The organism is Rugamonas rubra (assembly GCF_900114705.1).
Classification (GTDB): domain Bacteria; phylum Pseudomonadota; class Gammaproteobacteria; order Burkholderiales; family Burkholderiaceae_D; genus Rugamonas; species Rugamonas rubra.
In genome coordinates this window covers 149,371-164,951 of record NZ_FOTW01000006.1, presented here as the reverse complement: position 1 = coordinate 164,951, position 15,581 = coordinate 149,371, and the positions used below count along the sequence as shown (strand labels likewise).

Here is a 15,581-nt window from a genome sequence, read left to right as displayed (position 1 = left end):
CGCTGCAGGAAGCACAGCAAGACACTGAACGAACTACCGCAAGACGCCGCACGAGTACCACGCACAAACAGAGCTGCATCAACGTAGCCATTTAGCGGAGACCATCATGCCCAGTCGTAGCTTCGATTTCTCGTCCAGCGGCATGCCCGCTGTCCAGCGCAACAAGATCGTCAGCGCGGCCGACGCGGTCGGCTTGATCCGCGACGGCGACACCATCGCCACCGGCGGCTTCGTCGGCGTCGGCTTCGCCGAGAACATCGCGGTGGCGCTGGAGCAGCGCTTCCTGGCGGCCGAGGGCGGCGGCCATCCGCGCGGGCTGACCCTGATCTACGCGGCCGGGCAGGGCGACGGCAAGCATCGCGGCCTGAACCACCTGGCCCACGCCGGCATGCTCAAGCGCGTCGTCGGCGGCCACTGGGGCCTGGTGCCGGGCCTGCAGAAGCTGGCCACGGCCAACCAGATCGAGGCCTACAACCTGCCGCAGGGCGTGATCAGCCAGCTGTTCCGCGACATCGCCGCCGGCAAGCCCGGCCTGCTGACCCACGTCGGCCTGGACACCTTCGTCGACCCGCGCCACGGCGGCGGCAAGGTCAACGCGCGCACCACCGAGGAGCTGGTCGAGCTGACCACGCTGGGCGGCCGCGAACAGCTGTTCTACAAGGCCCAGCCGATCCACGTCGGCATCGTCCGTGGCACCACGGCGGACGCCAACGGCAACGTGACCATGGAGCGCGAGGCGCTGACCCTGGAGGCGCTGGCCATCGCCATGGCGGCGCACAACTCGGGCGGCATCGTCATCGTCCAGGTCGAGCGCATCGCCGAACGGGGCACGCTCAATCCGCGCCAGGTGAAGATCCCCGGCATCCTGGTCGATTGCGTGGTGGTGGCGGAGAAGCCGGAGTACCACATGCAGACCTTCGCCGAGCCGTACAGCGCGGCCTTCGCCGGCGAGCTGCGCGTGCCGCTGCACGCGCTGGCGCCGATGGCGCTGAGCGAGCGCAAGATCATCGCCCGCCGCGCGCTGATGGAGCTGCGCCCCAACAGCGTGGTCAACCTGGGCATCGGCATGCCGGAGGGGATCGCGGCGGTGGCGGCCGAGGAGAAGCTGCTCGACCTGCTGACCCTGACGGCGGAGCCGGGCGTGATCGGCGGCCTGCCGGCCGGCGGCTTGAACTTCGGCGCCGCCAGCAACGCCGACGCCATCATCGACCAGCCCTCGCAGTTCGACTTCTACGACGGAGGCGGGCTCGACGTGGCCTTCCTCGGCCTGGCGCAGGCCGACCGGCACGGCAATCTGAACGTCAGCAAGTTCGGCGAGCGGCTGGCCGGCGCGGGCGGCTTCATCAACATCAGCCAGAACGCCAAGAAGGTGGTCTTCGTCGGCACCTTTACCGCCGGCGGCTTGAAGGTGGCGGTGCGCGGCGGCCAGTTGCGCATCGTGCAGGAGGGCCGCTCGATCAAGTTCGTCGACGAGGTCGAGCACCGCACCTACAGCGGCGCCTATGCGCTCAAGCGCGGCCAGAGCGCCTTGTACATCACCGAGCGCTGCGTGTTCCGCCTGATGGAGCAGGGGCTCGAGCTGGTCGAGGTGGCGCCGGGCGTCGACCTGGAGCGCGACATCTTCGCGCGGATGGGCTTCCGGCCGCTGCTCAGCGCGCAGTTGAAGACGATGGACGCGCGCATCTTCGCGCCGGCGCCGATGGGCTGGCGCGTCAACTTCCTGGCCCAGCCGCTGGCGCAGCGGCTGTTGTACGATCCGCGCCAGCAGGTCTTCTTCGTCAACTTCTCCGGCTTCGAGGTGGCCGACGTGGCCGCCATCGAGGCGATCCGGCAGAAGGTGGCGGCGCTGCTCGAGCCGCTCGGCCACAAGGTGCCGGCGGTGATCAACTACGACCACTTCTCGATCACGCCGGAGCTGATGGACGACTATGTGGCGATGGTCAACGGCCTGACCGAGCGCTTCTACAGCAAGGTGACGCGCTACACCCACAGCACCTTCATGCGCGCCTGCCTGGGCAACGCCTTCCGCCGCATCGAGAAGGACCCGGCGCTGTTCGCCAGCGCGGCCGAGGCGATGTCGCGCCTGCGCGGGCAGGCCGACGGCGAGGGCGGCGGGGCGGAGCGCGGCGACGGTTGAGGCGCGCCGCCGTCCGGCCTTAGACCAGGCCGTCGAACAGCACCACGTCGACCAGGTCGCCGGCGGCGACGTTGCCCTGCTCGTCGTGCAGCACCACCATGCAGTTGGCCTCCGACATCGAGCGCAAAATGCCCGAGCCCTGCGAGCCGGTGATGCCGACCTGCGGCCGGCCGTCGGCGTCGGTGCCGAGGATGCCGCGCTGGTACTCGGTGCGGCCGGGCTTCTTGCGGATCGCCGTGCTGGAACGCACGCGCAGCAGCGGCAGCGGCGCCTCGGCGCCCATCATGCGCAGCAGCGCGGCGCGGGCGAAGAAGTAGAACGACACCATCACCGCGACCGGGTTGCCGGGCAGGCCGAACAGGAAGGCGCTGTGCTGGTTCGAGTGGATCTTGCCGAAGGCCAGCGGGCGGCCGGGCCGCATGCCGATCTTCCAGAAGGTGACGTCGCCCAGCGCCGCCATGATCTGCTTGGTGTAGTCGGCGGCGCCGACCGAGACGCCGCCGGAGGTGACGATGGCGTCGGCGTTCTCGCAGGCGCTGCGCAACGCCGCCTCCAGCGCCGCCGGGTCGTCCTTGACGATGCCCATGTCGATCACCTCGCAGCCGAGGCGCTGCAGCATGCCGTAGATGGTGTAGCGGTTGCTGTCGTAGACGCAGCCGGCGGCTAGCGGCTGGCCGATCGAGCGCAGCTCGTCGCCGGTGGAGAAGAAGGCCACGCGCAGGCGGCGCCGCACGGCCACCTCGGCCAGGCCGAGCGAGGCGATCAGGCCCAGGTCGGCCGGGCGGATGATCTTGCCCCGTTTCAGCGCGGGCGTGCCGGCCATCAGGTCCTCGCCCTTGAAGCGGCGGTTGTCGCCGGCGCGGATCACGCCGGGCGCGATGGTCACGCCGGCGTCGTTGATCAGCGCGGCTAGTTCCTGCGGCAGCACGGTGTCGCAACCGTCCGGCATCACGCCGCCGGTCATGATGCGCACGCACTGGCCGGGGCCGACCGTCAGCGCGTGCGGCCGGCCGGCCAGGATGGTGCCGACCACGCTGTAGGTGACGGGCGCGTCGCCCGGCAGGTCGGCGCCGCGCAGGGCGTAGCCGTCCATCGCCGAGTTGTCGTGCGCCGGCACGCTGATCGGCGAGACGATGTCGGCCGCCAGCACGCGGTCGAGCGCGCTGCGCAGGGCCAGCTGCTCGACCGCCTCGATCGGCGTGATGAACTCGCCGATGATGCGTTGGGCGTGGCGCACCGGCAGCGCCTCCGGGTCGTAGTCGGCCAGGCAGCCGACCACCTGGGCCAGCGTCGGCGCGTTGGCCGGCGCGCCGTGCTCGTACTGCTGCAGCTCGCCCAAGGTGTTGATGTTGCGGAAGGCGGCGGCGTCGTCGAACAGCACCTCGGCGACGCGGATCGCGCCGTACCAGCCGTCCATGCGGCGGTTGCCGCTGTCGAGGTAGGCGCTGAGCTGGGGCAGCAGGCTGGTCTTGAGCAGGCTGAACACCGGATGCACCTGGCGCCGCAGCTGGCCGGACTCGTCCACCTCCATGGTGACGGCGACGGCCAGGTCGGCGTCCTGTTCGCTCAGCGCCTGGTGCAGCCGGGCCGCCAGGTCGTCGGGCAGGAAGGGCGAGTCGCAGGGCACGGTGAGCAGCAGCGGCGTGTCACAGTGGCGCAGGCCGGTCTGCAGGCCGGCCAGCGGGCCTTCGAAGCCGCTCAGCTCGTCCGGCCAGACGGGCGTGCAGTAGCTCTCGTAGGCCGGCAGGTTGCGGTTGGCGTTGATGGCCACGCCGGCCACCTGCGGCGCCAGCCGTTGCAGCACGTGGGCGACCATGGCCATGCCACGGAAGGGTTGCAGGCCTTTGTCGACGCGGCCCATGCGGGTGGCGCGGCCGCCGGCCAGGATCAGGCCGCTGACGGTGTGTTTGAATGACAAGCTATCCCCCGATGTAAGACATTTCGACTTTGTTGGCGCGGCCGGACAGGCCGCTGGTATTGATGGTGCGTAGTTCCGAATAGCGGTCGGCGCGGCCGCGCCACAGGCCGGCCAGCACGCTGCTGATTTCGGCGTCGTTGTTGCCGCCGCGCAGCAGGGCGCGCAGGTCGTGGCCGCGGCTGGCGAACAGGCAGGTGTACAGCTTGCCCTCGGTCGACAGGCGGGCGCGCGAGCAGTCCTTGCAGAAGGCCTGGGTGACGCTGGAGATCAGGCCGATCTCGCCGCCGCCGTCGAGGTAGCGCCAGCGCGCCGCCGTCTCGCCGGTGTAGTTGGCGCCCAGAGGTTCGAGCGGCAACTCGGCGTGGATGCGCCGCGCCACCTCGGCCGAGGGGACCACCTCGGCCATGTTCCAGCCGTTCGAGGCGCCGACGTCCATGTACTCGATGAAGCGCAGGATGTAGGGCGAGCCTTTGAAGTGGCGCGCCATCGGCACGATCTCCTGGTCGTTCATGCCGCCCTTGACCACCATGTTGATCTTGATCGGGCCGAGGCCGACCTGGTGGGCCATGTCTATGCCCTTGAGCACGTCGGCGACGGCGAAGTCGACGTCGTTCATGCGCTTGAAGGTGGCGTCGTCGAGCGAGTCGAGCGAGACGGTGACGCGGCGCAGGCCGGCGTCCTTGAGCGACTGCGCCTTTTGCGCCAGTAGCGAGGCGTTGGTGGTCAGGGTCAGGTCGAGCGGGCGGCCGTGCACGGTCTTCAGCTCGGCCAGCATGCCGACCAGCCTTTCGATGTTCTTGCGCAGCAGCGGCTCGCCGCCGGTCAGGCGGATCTTTTCGACGCCGTGGGCGATGAACAGGCGCGCCAGGCGGGTGATCTCCTCGAAGGACAGCAGGGCGCCGTGCGGCAGGTAGGCGTAGTCCTTGTCGAACAGCGCCTTGGGCATGCAATAGACGCAGCGGAAGTTGCAGCGGTCGGTGACGGAGATGCGCAGGTCGTGCAGCGGCCGGGCGAGCTGGTCCTCGACGCGTCCGGTCGGTGCCTCCAGGATCGCGGGAACGGCCGGCGCCAGGGCGCGGCCGTCGGACACTATGATGATTTTTTCAGCCATGAATTCGCAATGTTACCGCTTGGAACGTACAAATGGAAAGCCCGGATATCAAGCCTAAGTTGAATACGATAGCACGAGGCCAGCCAGCGCACAGGCCAGCAATAGTTTGATGGTGCCGACCTTGAAGCGCAACAGGGCGACGCAGGCGGCCGCGCCGATGGCGACGGCGGCGAGGTCCCAACGCGGCGCCGGGGTTTCCAGCCGGAACACGTGCTCGCCGAAGAACAGCGCCAGGCTGACGATGACGCCGACCACGGCGGCCGAGATGGCGGTCAGCGGCGCCGTCATGCGGATGTTGTCGCGGCTGGCCTCGACCAGCGGGCCGCCGGCCAAAATGAAGACGAAGGACGGCAGGAAGGTGAAGAAGGCGGCCACCGCCGCGCCGGCCGCGCCGGCCAGGCCGAGCACGGCGCCGGGCGCGGCCTGGCCCCAGGCGCCGACGAAGCCGACAAAGGCGACGATCATGATCAGCGGGCCGGGCGTGCTTTCGCCCAGCGCCAGGCCGTCGATCATCTGCGGCCCGCTCAGCCATTGGAAATGGTCGACCGCGCCCTGGTAGACGTAGGGCAGGACCGCGTAGGCGCCGCCGAAGGTCAGCAGGGCGGCCTTGGTGAAGAACCAGCCCATCTGCGCCAGCACCTGGCGCGGCCCGTACAGTCCGGCCAGCAGCAGCCAGGGGGCCAGCCCCAGCGCGGCGCCGGCCAAGGCGACGCGGACCAGGCCGGCCCAGGAAAAGCGGGCGTGGGCCGGCGTCGGCGTGTCGTCGTCGATGATGGCCGGGCCGTAGGAGGTCTTGCGCTCGGGATGCTGGCCGCCGATCTGGAAATAGCGCGGCCAGAACTTGCCGCCGACCAGGCCGAGCAGGGCGGCACCGAGCACGATGGCGGGAAATGGCAGGTGTAGCACGGCGATGGCGACGAACGAGGCCACGGCAATGCCGGCCAGGGCGGCGTTCCTCAGCGTGCGCGAGCCGATGCGCCAGGCCGCCGCCAGCACGATGGCGACCACCGCCGGCTTGATCCCGTAGAGGACTGCGGCGACGGCGGGAACGCTGCCGAATGCCATGTAGATCCACGACAAAGCGATCAGGATCAGCAGAGATGGCAGCACGAACAGCACGCCGGCAACAATCGCGCCGGGTGTGCGGTGGAGCAGCCAGCCGATGTAGACGGCCAACTGGGTCGCCTCCGGGCCGGGCAGCAGCATGCAGTAGTTGAGGGCGTGCAGGAAGCGTTGTTCGGAGATCCAGCGGCGCTTTTCCACCAGTTCGCTGTGCATCATGGCGATTTGGCCGGCCGGGCCGCCAAAGCTGATGAAGCCGAGTTTGAGCCAATACCAGAAGGCGGTGCGCAGGGAGACGGGGGCGGGGCGTTGCGGCGGCGGAGCCTGGCTCATGGTAGCTTGTTGTTGGAGGAAGAGCGCCGGTGGGCGGATGCGGCCAGTGTAGCGTGGATGCCCCGGCCTGACAAACGTTCGCCACCGGCTTGAGGTATGTTCCTATCCCGATGTTCGTTGGCGGAAAAACGGGGCGTTCAGTGACGCTTTGGCTGCGGGATGCGCGAAGTTTATGGCCGGAACGAAAAAAGGGGAAGCACCTGGCTTCCCCTTTTCATTGCGCCGGCCGGGACGGACCCGGCCGGCTAGTCCGCTGGCTTAATTGCGGGTGTTGATTTGCACCAAAGGCTCTTCCGCTTGCTGTGGCAGCGGCTTGCGTTCGCGTGGAACGCGGGCCGGTGCGACTGCCTTGGCGGCGGCTTCCTGCGCGGCGCGCAGTTTGGCCGGGTCGGTCGCCGCCAGGGTCAGGCCGGCGGAGCCGAGCACTGCCTGCAGGTCGATCGGTGCCGACGGCGCCACTGGGGCGGCAGTGGCGACTGGAGCGGCGACGGGGGCGGCAACCGGTGCTGCTGGTGCCGCGGCAACTGCGGGGGCCGGAGCTGCGACGACGGCTGCCACTGGGGCGGCTTCGACGACCACCGGGGCCGCCTCGGCAACGACTGCAGCCGCTTCCTCGACAACTACTGGGGCTTCGACCACGGCTTCGACCACGGCTTCGACCACAACCGGTGCCACCACCACGGCGGCAACTGGCTCGGCTACCGGGGCGGCGGCTTCGACTGCGGCCTCGACCACGGCCTCGACAAGCGGCGCGGCTTCCACTTTGGTTTCCGCAACGACTGCTGGCTTCTCGGCAACTACGGCTTCGACCGGCGCAGCGGCTTGCTCGGCGACGGCTTCCACCACCACGGCCGGTGCTTCGGCCGCTGCGGCTGGCGCGCTTGCCTCGTTGGCTTCCGTTGCGACGGCTTCGACGGCCGGGGCGACGGTGAAGCTGATCACGGGAGCGTTGTCGCCGGCTTCGCCAGCTTCATGCGCTTCACCGTTGACGCCGCCTTCTTGGCCTTCTTCGCCGCCTTCGCGTTCGCGACGGTTACGGTTGCGACCGCCACGACGACGACGACGGCGTGGCTCGTCGCCTTCGCCCGCTTCGCCATCTTCGCCTTCAGGGCCGACGTTGGCGGCCGGCTTCAGGGTCACTTCGATAGTCTCGCCGACCGCAGCGACGACAGGTGCGCTCGGCGCCACGTCGGCGCCGACGGCAACGGCAACGGCCGTCAATGCCAGCTCTTCGGTCTTGACTTCGCCTAGCGGCTTGTCGCCACGCGGTTCGCGCGGTGGGCGCGGCGTGCGTTCGGCGCGCTCGGGACGTTCAGGGCGCTCGGCGCGTTCGCGTGGTGCCTGGCCTTCGACGGCCTGGCCTTCACGTGGCTCGCGCGGTTCGCGCGGTGGGCGCGGCGGACGGGCCGGACGGCCGTTGGCGTCGACCGGCTTGGCGGCCTCGTCGGCGGCAGGGCGGACGGCGCCCGGTTCGCCTTCGCGACCCGGTTTGCCGTTGCGGCTGCGGCCGCGCGGGCCACGGCCGTTGCGGTCGCCACGGTCGGCGGCGGCGCCGGCTGGCGGCGCCTTGACCACGATGGTCGGGGCGGTCGGCATGGCCGGGCTGCTCGGCTTGGCGCGGAAGAAGCTGAACAGTTTCTCGATGAAACCTTGTTCGGCGACAACAGGCGCGGCGACCGGCGCGGCCTTGACCGTCTCGGCCGGCTTGCGCTCGACCAGCGGGGCCGGCTGGTCAGGGGTGATGGTCTTGACCATGGCTTCCTGGCGCGGCTTGGCTTCTTCCTTCTGGCGCTTGCTGTAAGCCATGTCGGTCTCGGCCTGCTCGGCCAGGGTGTAGCTGGCCTGGCTGTCTTCCAGACGCGGGTCGTCGTGCTTGATGCGTTCGAGTTTGTAATGCGGCGTGTCGAGGTGCTTGTTGGGGATCAGGATCACGCTGATGCGGTGGCGGTTCTCGATCTTCAGCACTTCGCCGCGCTTCTCGTTGAGCAGGAAGGCGGCCACGTCGACCGGTACTTGGACGTGGATGGTGGCCGAGTTTTCCTTCATCGCCTCTTCCTGGATGATGCGCAGGACTTGCAGGGCGGACGATTCGGTGTCGCGGATGTGGCCGGTGCCGGAGCAGCGCGGGCAGGTCACGTGCGAACCTTCGGACAGCGAAGGACGCAGGCGCTGGCGCGACAGTTCCATCAGGCCGAAGCGCGAGATCTTGCCCATTTGCACGCGGGCGCGGTCGTGGTGCAGCGCGTCCTTCAGGCGCTGTTCGACTTCGCGCTGGTTCTTCGCCACTTCCATGTCGATGAAGTCGATGACGATCAGGCCGCCCAAGTCGCGCAGGCGCAGCTGGCGCGCCACTTCCTCGGCGGCTTCACAGTTGGTGTTGAAGGCGGTGGTCTCGATGTCCGAGCCACGGGTGGCGCGCGCCGAGTTGACGTCGACCGAAACCAGGGCCTCGGTGTGGTCGATGACGATGGCGCCGCCCGATGGCAGCGGCACGGTGCGCGAGTAGGCCGTTTCGATCTGGTGTTCGATCTGGAAGCGCGAGAACAGCGGCACGTCGTCGCTGTAGCGTTTCACACGGTGCACCATGTCGGGCATCACGTGGCTCATGAACTGGTGAGCTTGTTCGTAGATGTCGTCGGTGTCGATCAGGATCTCGCCGATGTCGGGCTGGAAGTAATCGCGGATGGCGCGGATCACCAGCGACGATTCCTGGTAGATCAGGAAGGCGCCGGAGGCCGACTTGCCGGCACCCTCGATGGCGCGCCACAGTTGCATCAGGTAGTTCAAGTCCCACTGCAGCTCGTCGACGTTGCGGCCGATGCCGGCGGTGCGGGCGATCACGGACATGCCGGCGGGCAAGTCCAGCTTGTCCATGGTTTCGCGCAGTTCCTGGCGCTCCTCGCCCTCGACGCGGCGCGACACGCCGCCGCCGCGCGGGTTGTTCGGCATCAAGACCAGGTAGCGGCCGGCCAGCGAGACGAAGGAGGTCAGCGCCGCGCCCTTGTTGCCGCGCTCTTCCTTCTCGACCTGGACCATGATCTCCTGGCCTTCGCGCAGGGCTTCCTTGACGGAGGCGGTGCGCACGTCGACGCCTTCACGGAAGTACGTGCGGGCAACTTCTTTGAAGGGGAGGAAGCCGTGGCGGTCTTCGCCGTAGCTGACGAAGCAGGCTTCGAGGGAGGGTTCGATGCGGGTGATGACACCCTTGTAGATATTGGACTTGCGCTGTTCGCGTCCGGCGGTTTCGATGTCGATGTCGATCAATTTCTGACCGTCGACAATCGCTACGCGCAGTTCCTCTTGCTGCGTAGCATTAAACAACATGCGTTTCATTTTTTTAACTCCGCGACCCGGGGGCCATCTCAATGCCGCCCCCGTGGGAGCGGCGAAGTACAGGGATATACGCGAGAATTAAAATGGTTGCGGTGGGTATGCCCTGATGTGCGGCGCAGCGACGCGGAGGTCGCGGCCGCAACTGGGCGCATGAGGTCGATCGACATGCCGAGTGCACGCATCACCTGCGACTCATCCATGCAGCCCGAAAAGGTCGGGGCGGAGAATGCAGGCGGTGAGCAAATCGATGAGCCAAAACCTGGCCAGGCTTACATATTACAACTTCGACAACTAGGCTTGTTTCAGCCCTCCGTCATTAGCTTGCAACAAAGCATGGGGTTTGGCGAAAACGGCAAGCGTTATCAACTTCATCAACCAGCGAGCACGGCTCTTGACCGTGCTTGCCGGACTTATCCTTACAATCCAAACATTCTAATCCAGCACTCTTGCCCGCAATCCGATTACAACAACGGTGCAACCTTGATTCGCGCAGGGGTGGTGCGTATACATTTTTTCCTCTGAATTTGCAATTTGGCGAGGCCAGTGGAGACGCCCCTGTGTAAAATGTGCTTTTATTCTTACACTTGCCGCAGCTAGAACCGCAGCAAAACAATTATATATTCAAAATGAAGGACTTAGAGAGATTTTCTGGGAAGACAGAGCAAATGAAGATGCAAAACGATGTTGTTCCCCCTTCAACTGTAGTTCAGCCGCAAGCGCAGTTCGTCACTATCACTGAAGAAGAGGCCGGTCAGCGGATCGATAACTACCTGTTGCGTATATGCAAAGGCGTGCCGAAAAGCCACGTCTACCGCATCCTGCGCTCGGGCGAGGTGCGTGTCAACAAGGGCCGCATCGACCAATTGTACCGCTTGGTACAAGGCGATGTGGTGCGCATTCCGCCCGTGCGCATCGCCGAAAAGGCCGAGGTCAACGTGCCGGCCGCCGAATTCAAGATCATCTTCGAGGACAGCCACCTGCTGGTCATCGATAAGCCGGCCGGCGTCGCCGTGCACGGCGGTTCCGGCGTGTCCTTCGGCGTCATCGAGCAGCTGCGCGCCTCGCGGCCGGACGCCAAGTTCCTCGAGCTGGTGCACCGGCTCGACCGCGACACCTCCGGCCTGTTGTTGCTGGCCAAGAAACGCTCGGCCTTGACCAATCTGCACGAGCAGATGCGCGACGGTCTGACCGACAAGCGCTACCTGACCCTGGTGGCGGGCGACTGGAAGAACGCGCGCCAGCACGTCAAGCTGCCGCTGCACAAGTACACCACGGCCGAGGGCGAGCGCCGCGTCGCCGTGCAGGCCGACGGCCTGCCGTCGCACACGGTGTTCTCGCTGTTGCGCAAGTTCGCCCAGTTCGCCCTGCTCGAGGCCGAGCTGAAGACGGGGCGCACGCACCAGATCCGCGTCCACCTGTCCTCGTCCGGCTTCGCCATCGCCGGCGACGACAAGTACGGCGACTTCGCGCTCAACCGCGCCCTGCTCAAGGCCGACGCCACCCGCGGCGCGCTCAAGCGGATGTTCCTGCACGCCCACCAGATCACCTTCACCCACCCCGACACGGGCAAGAGCATGACGCTGAACGCGCCTTTGGCCGCCGAATGTGAGCGTTTCTTGTTAAGCTTGGGGAAACCGATCAATTAATACTATTGGACGGGCGGGCCGCCGCAGGCAGATTGTTGCCAAATGGAAAATCGCGCCCGCCCCGTCCAGCCCAGACAACTAAGGAGCCGGCGGCGCTAGCCGTCGGGAAACATGGCAAGAAAGCAATTCGATCTCATCGTTTTCGATTGGGACGGCACCCTGATGGACAGCACCTCGACCATCGTCAAATGCATCCAGGCGGCGGCCAAGGACCTCGGCCTGCCGATTCCGGCCGACCATGCGGCCGCCCACGTCATCGGCCTCGGCCTGGCCGAGGCGATGCAGGCGGTGATGCCCGACATCGATCCGAAGTACTATCCGCGCATGGTGGAGCGCTACCGCTACCACTATTTGTCGCGCGACCACGAGCTGACCCTGTTCGACGGCGTGCGCGAGATGCTCGACGAGCTGTCGCAGCAGGCCTATTTCCTCGCCGTGGCGACCGGCAAGAGCCGCGTCGGCCTGAACCGCGCGTTGAACGCGGCCAAGCTGCTGTCGATGTTCGACGCCACCCGCTGCGCCGACGAGACCTTCAGCAAGCCCCATCCGGCCATGCTGCAGGAGCTGACCCGCGAGCTGGGCCAGGACCTGAAGCGCACCGTGATGATCGGCGACACCAGCCACGACCTGCTGATGGCCAACAACGCCGGCGCCGCCGGCGTCGCCGTGCAGTACGGCGCCCATCCGGCCGAGCAGCTGGCGGCCTGCCAGCCGCTGTACTCGGCGGCCAGCGTGGCCGAGCTGCGCGCCTGGCTCAACGAGCACGCCTGATGGCCGACGCCGCCGACGCCATCCTGGTCTGCGCCGCCGACGCCGTGCTCGAGGGCGGACGCGGCGTGCGCTTCCCCGTCAGCGCCGGCGGCGAGGACGGCACCGGCTTCGTGGTGCGCTACGGCGGCCGGGTGTTCGGCTATTTGAACCGCTGCGCCCACGTGCCCATCGAACTCGACTGGGCCGAGGGCGAATTTTTCGAATCGAGCGGCCTGTATTTGATGTGTTCGACCCACGGCGCGATCTACGTGCCGGAGAGCGGCTTTTGCGCCGGCGGCCCCTGCAAGGGCGGCCGCCTGCGCCCGATCGCCGTCGAGGAGCGCGAACAGAACATATATTGGCAGCCCGACGACTATGTGCGGCCCGTGCGCGCCTGAGCGCCGGCCGTGCCGAACCGACCAACCACTAGAAGCGACTTATGAGTGATAACACGAGCGACAGCGCCGGCGCCAACCCGGCCAACGAACACCAGCCGGCCGCCGCCGGCGCGCCGGGCCAGCCGGCCAAGGCGGCCGCCGTCTGGGAGCGCGAGGTGCTGGAGAAGCTGGTGTTCGCCACCCTCAGCGAACAGCGCGCGCAGCGCCGCTGGGGCATCTTCTTCAAGGCGCTGACCCTGCTGGTGATCATGTTCGGCCTGGCCGCCTACTTCGACTTCAGCCTGAGCGGCACCGACGCCGAGGCGCTCGGCCGCCACACCGCGCTGATCGAGATCGACGGCGCCATCGAGGCCGAGGGCAGCGGCGCGGCCGCCGTGGTGATCCCGGCGCTGAACAAGGCCTTCTCCGACAGCGGCTCGGTGGCGGTGGTGCTGCATATTAATAGCCCGGGCGGCAGCCCGGTGCAGGCCGGCATGATCGTCGACGAGATGAACCGCCTGCGCAAGGGCTATCCGGGCAAGCCGCTGTACGTGGTGGTCGACGAGATCTGCGCCTCCGGCGGCTACTACATCGCCGCCGCCGCCGACCGCATCTACGTCAACCAGGCCAGCATCGTCGGCTCGATCGGCGTGTTGATGGACGGCTTCGGCTTCACCGGCATCATGGACAAGGTCGGCGTCGAGCGGCGCCTGTTGACGGCCGGCGAGAACAAGGGCTTCATGGACCCGTTCAGCCCGCAGTCGGACAAGCACAAGCAGCACGCCCAGGCGATGCTCAACGAGATCCACCAGCAGTTCATCCACGTCGTGCGCGCCGGTCGCGGCAAGCGTCTGAAGGAAACGCCGGAGATGTTCTCCGGCCTGTTCTGGAGCGGCGCCAAGGCGGTCGACATGGGCCTGGCCGACGCCTTCGGCAGCGTCGACAGCGTGGCGCGCGACATCGTCCACGCCGAGGACATCATCGACTACACCCAGCACGAGGGTCTGCCCGAGCGCGTGTTGAAGAAATTCGGCGCCGCCATGGGCGCCGGCGCCTTCAAGTCGGCCTACCAGGCCGCCAAGCCGCGCCTGCAGTAAGCGGCTGCGGCGGGCCGCGCCGGCCGCCACGGCGTCCGGCCGCGCGGGCGGCGCGTCACCGTCGCATTTATATTGCAATCGGCGCCGCGACGGCGGTGCGCGGCCGTCAATAGTGGCGGCGCCTTAACATTATCAGGATGGCCTCGATGGCCCTTGTATATTCCGCAGGGTGGACTATAGTGGTTTTGTAGTTCTTTCCAAGGGAGGCCGATATAAACAGTTTATCTTGTTGTCAGCACGATCTTGAAGTCAGTCAGACGGAACTACTCAACCTCATCATTGATGCGGAGTAGAGAGAATTTCGATTCCTCGTAATGCGTCCCGCAATGGGACGGAAGACAGCGGCCATGCCGCTGTCTTCCTTTGCGCGCGCGCTTTGCGCGGCGCGGCGGCGAGGAGGGCGGGGGCGTTCAGGCGCCGTCGACACAGCTCAGTTCGGGTGGCGCCGGCTTGCGCAGCAGGGCCTTGTTGGCTTGCGGCGCCGGCTTGGCGCCCGCCAAGTCCGCCGGATTCCCCGGGCCCGCCAGGTTCTCCAGGCCTTCCACGTGCTCGGGCGGGTGGGCGGCGAAGCCGCCGGCCGCCAGCCAGGCGCAAAAATTGCGCTGGGTGTTGGCATGCCATTGGGTTTGGCGCGGCGCCAGCGTGGTCGCCACGCTCAGTTCGACCGGGGTGTTGCCGGCGCGCCAACGCGCCAATGCCAGGCTGGCCAGATGCAGCGCCGCCTGTTCGGTGGCCAATTGCCGATGCTGGTCCTGCGCCTCGCGCGCCTCGTGCGACGGTGGTTCGCGGCCGTCCGCGCAGTCGGCGCAGCAGCTGTGTGGTTTGCTCTTCATACGGCACCCTTTGAAATCCAGCTTCAATGATTCCTATGCCCAACTTCATGTATTCCCAACGGGCGTTAGGCCGATTCCTAATGAAGTTTCAGTCTAACAATAAAAAACCTCAGGTACTTGATGTGCGTCAATGAAAAGCATGCATGCGGGGCGATCCCGGCGTCGCCCCGGCCCGCGCCGCGCCGCCGCTGCGCCTTCACGCTCGCGGCGCCATCTGTTACAGTCTCGCCATGAGTAAATTATCCCTAGACCGCATCCTGCAATCGCAGGGCTTTGGCACCCGCAAGTACTGCCGCGCCCTGATCGACGACGGCGAAGTGAGCATCGCCGGCGTCACGCAAACCAACTACCGCAGCACCGTCGACACCGAGGGCCTGGTGCTCAACGTCTTCGACGAGGACTGGGTGTACCGCGAACACCTGTACCTGGCGCTGAACAAACCGGCCAATTTCGAGTGCTCGCGCAAGCCCAGCCACCACCCCGGCGTGTTGACTCTGCTGCCCGAGCAATTCACCTGGCGCGAGGTGCAGCCGGTCGGCCGGCTCGACCACGACACCACCGGCATGCTGCTGATGTCCGACGACGGCCCCTTCATCCACGCCCAGTCCTCGCCCAAGCGCCACGTGCCCAAGGTCTACCAGGCCACCACCCAGGAGCCGGTGACGGCCGAGCTGGTGGCCAAGTTGCTGGCCGGCGTGCAGTTGCACGACGAGCCGGCGCCGCTGGCGGCGCTGGTCTGCGTGCCGCGCGGCGAGCACCAGCTGGAGATCGTGCTGGAGCAGGGCAAGTACCACCAGGTCAAGCGCATGCTGGCCGCCGCCGACAACCATTGCAGCGCGCTGCACCGCTCGGCCATCGGCGGCCTGACCCTGGAGTCGCTAGGCCTGGCCGAGGGCGAATGGTGCTACTTGACGCCGGAGCAACTGGCGCTGCTGGCGCCGGCAGCCGGCTAGCGGGCCACCGGCGCCTCAACTTGGCGGCATT

12 protein-coding genes are annotated in these 15,581 nt (G+C 67.2%); 7 read left to right on the top strand and 5 right to left on the bottom strand.

Annotation, left to right across the window (positions count from 1 at the left end):
• Positions 1–106: 106 nt before the first annotated feature.
• Positions 107–2,137 carry an acyl CoA:acetate/3-ketoacid CoA transferase gene (locus BM252_RS05185; protein WP_093384598.1) on the top strand — a complete coding sequence of 677 codons (2,031 nt, stop codon included), beginning with the start codon at positions 107–109 and terminating at the stop codon, positions 2,135–2,137.
• 19 nt (positions 2,138–2,156) lie between these two features.
• Here the strand turns inward: BM252_RS05185 and moeA are convergent, their stop codons facing one another.
• From moeA to BM252_RS05165, 4 genes are all read right to left on the bottom strand, one after another.
• Positions 2,157–4,055 carry a molybdopterin molybdotransferase MoeA gene (gene moeA, locus BM252_RS05180; RefSeq protein ID WP_093384595.1) on the bottom strand — a complete coding sequence of 633 codons (1,899 nt, stop codon included), beginning with the start codon at positions 4,053–4,055 and terminating at the stop codon, positions 2,157–2,159.
• A 1-nt stretch (position 4,056) separates the two neighbouring features.
• A complete protein-coding gene (gene moaA / locus BM252_RS05175) occupies positions 4,057–5,166 on the bottom strand; it encodes a GTP 3',8-cyclase MoaA (protein WP_093384593.1) in 1,110 nt (369 codons plus the stop codon).
• Positions 5,167–5,220: 54 nt separating this feature from the next.
• Positions 5,221–6,561, bottom strand: a complete 1,341-nt coding sequence (gene chrA / locus BM252_RS05170) for a chromate efflux transporter (RefSeq protein ID WP_093384590.1) — start codon at positions 6,559–6,561, stop codon at positions 5,221–5,223.
• A 258-nt stretch (positions 6,562–6,819) separates the two neighbouring features.
• Positions 6,820–9,894 carry an Rne/Rng family ribonuclease gene (locus BM252_RS05165; protein ID WP_093384586.1) on the bottom strand — a complete coding sequence of 1,025 codons (3,075 nt, stop codon included), beginning with the start codon at positions 9,892–9,894 and terminating at the stop codon, positions 6,820–6,822.
• 150 nt (positions 9,895–10,044) lie between these two features.
• Between BM252_RS05165 and BM252_RS29925 the strand changes: the two genes are divergently transcribed.
• From BM252_RS29925 to BM252_RS05145, 5 genes are all read left to right on the top strand, one after another.
• The gene (locus BM252_RS29925; protein ID WP_139236302.1) at positions 10,045–10,416 is read left to right on the top strand and encodes a hypothetical protein; all 372 of its coding nucleotides are present in this window, start codon (positions 10,045–10,047) and stop codon (positions 10,414–10,416) included.
• Positions 10,417–10,520: 104 nt separating this feature from the next.
• On the top strand, positions 10,521–11,540 hold the full coding sequence (locus BM252_RS05160) for an RluA family pseudouridine synthase (protein WP_409567770.1): 1,020 nt from the start codon (positions 10,521–10,523) through the stop codon (positions 11,538–11,540).
• Positions 11,541–11,651: 111 nt separating this feature from the next.
• Entirely contained in the window at positions 11,652–12,311 is a 660-nt protein-coding gene (locus BM252_RS05155) for an HAD-IIIA family hydrolase (RefSeq protein WP_093384581.1), read from the top strand.
• Positions 12,311–12,688 (top strand): Rieske (2Fe-2S) protein, encoded by a 378-nt coding sequence (locus BM252_RS05150; RefSeq protein ID WP_093384578.1) that lies wholly within the window; start codon positions 12,311–12,313, stop codon positions 12,686–12,688. The genes BM252_RS05155 and BM252_RS05150 overlap by 1 nt, the downstream gene beginning before the upstream one ends.
• Positions 12,689–12,729: 41 nt before the next feature.
• Complete coding sequence (locus BM252_RS05145) at positions 12,730–13,764, top strand: S49 family peptidase (RefSeq protein ID WP_093384576.1); 1,035 nt, start codon at positions 12,730–12,732, stop codon at positions 13,762–13,764.
• A gap of 410 nt (positions 13,765–14,174) precedes the next feature.
• On the opposite strand, the gene BM252_RS05140 is transcribed toward BM252_RS05145, so the two are convergent.
• Positions 14,175–14,597 (bottom strand): hypothetical protein, encoded by a 423-nt coding sequence (locus tag BM252_RS05140; protein ID WP_093384573.1) that lies wholly within the window; start codon positions 14,595–14,597, stop codon positions 14,175–14,177.
• A 230-nt stretch (positions 14,598–14,827) separates the two neighbouring features.
• On the opposite strand from BM252_RS05140, the gene BM252_RS05135 reads away from it, so the two are divergent.
• Positions 14,828–15,550 carry a pseudouridine synthase gene (locus BM252_RS05135; protein WP_093385147.1) on the top strand — a complete coding sequence of 241 codons (723 nt, stop codon included), beginning with the start codon at positions 14,828–14,830 and terminating at the stop codon, positions 15,548–15,550.
• Positions 15,551–15,581 lie beyond the last annotated feature (31 nt).

Coding starts and splice junctions, on each gene's coding strand:
- BM252_RS05150 (WP_093384578.1), top strand. CDS start 12,311: ATGGCCGACGCCGCCGACGCCATCCTGGTCTGCGCCGCCGACGCCGTG.
- BM252_RS05135 (WP_093385147.1), top strand. CDS start 14,828: ATGAGTAAATTATCCCTAGACCGCATCCTGCAATCGCAGGGCTTTGGC.
- BM252_RS05185 (WP_093384598.1), top strand. CDS start 107: ATGCCCAGTCGTAGCTTCGATTTCTCGTCCAGCGGCATGCCCGCTGTC.
- BM252_RS05145 (WP_093384576.1), top strand. CDS start 12,730: ATGAGTGATAACACGAGCGACAGCGCCGGCGCCAACCCGGCCAACGAA.
- BM252_RS29925 (WP_139236302.1), top strand. CDS start 10,045: ATGAGGTCGATCGACATGCCGAGTGCACGCATCACCTGCGACTCATCC.
- moaA (WP_093384593.1), bottom strand. CDS start 5,166: ATGGCTGAAAAAATCATCATAGTGTCCGACGGCCGCGCCCTGGCGCCG.
- BM252_RS05160 (WP_409567770.1), top strand. CDS start 10,521: ATGAAGGACTTAGAGAGATTTTCTGGGAAGACAGAGCAAATGAAGATG.
- BM252_RS05155 (WP_093384581.1), top strand. CDS start 11,652: ATGGCAAGAAAGCAATTCGATCTCATCGTTTTCGATTGGGACGGCACC.
- BM252_RS05140 (WP_093384573.1), bottom strand. CDS start 14,597: ATGAAGAGCAAACCACACAGCTGCTGCGCCGACTGCGCGGACGGCCGC.
- BM252_RS05165 (WP_093384586.1), bottom strand. CDS start 9,894: ATGAAACGCATGTTGTTTAATGCTACGCAGCAAGAGGAACTGCGCGTA.
- chrA (WP_093384590.1), bottom strand. CDS start 6,561: ATGAGCCAGGCTCCGCCGCCGCAACGCCCCGCCCCCGTCTCCCTGCGC.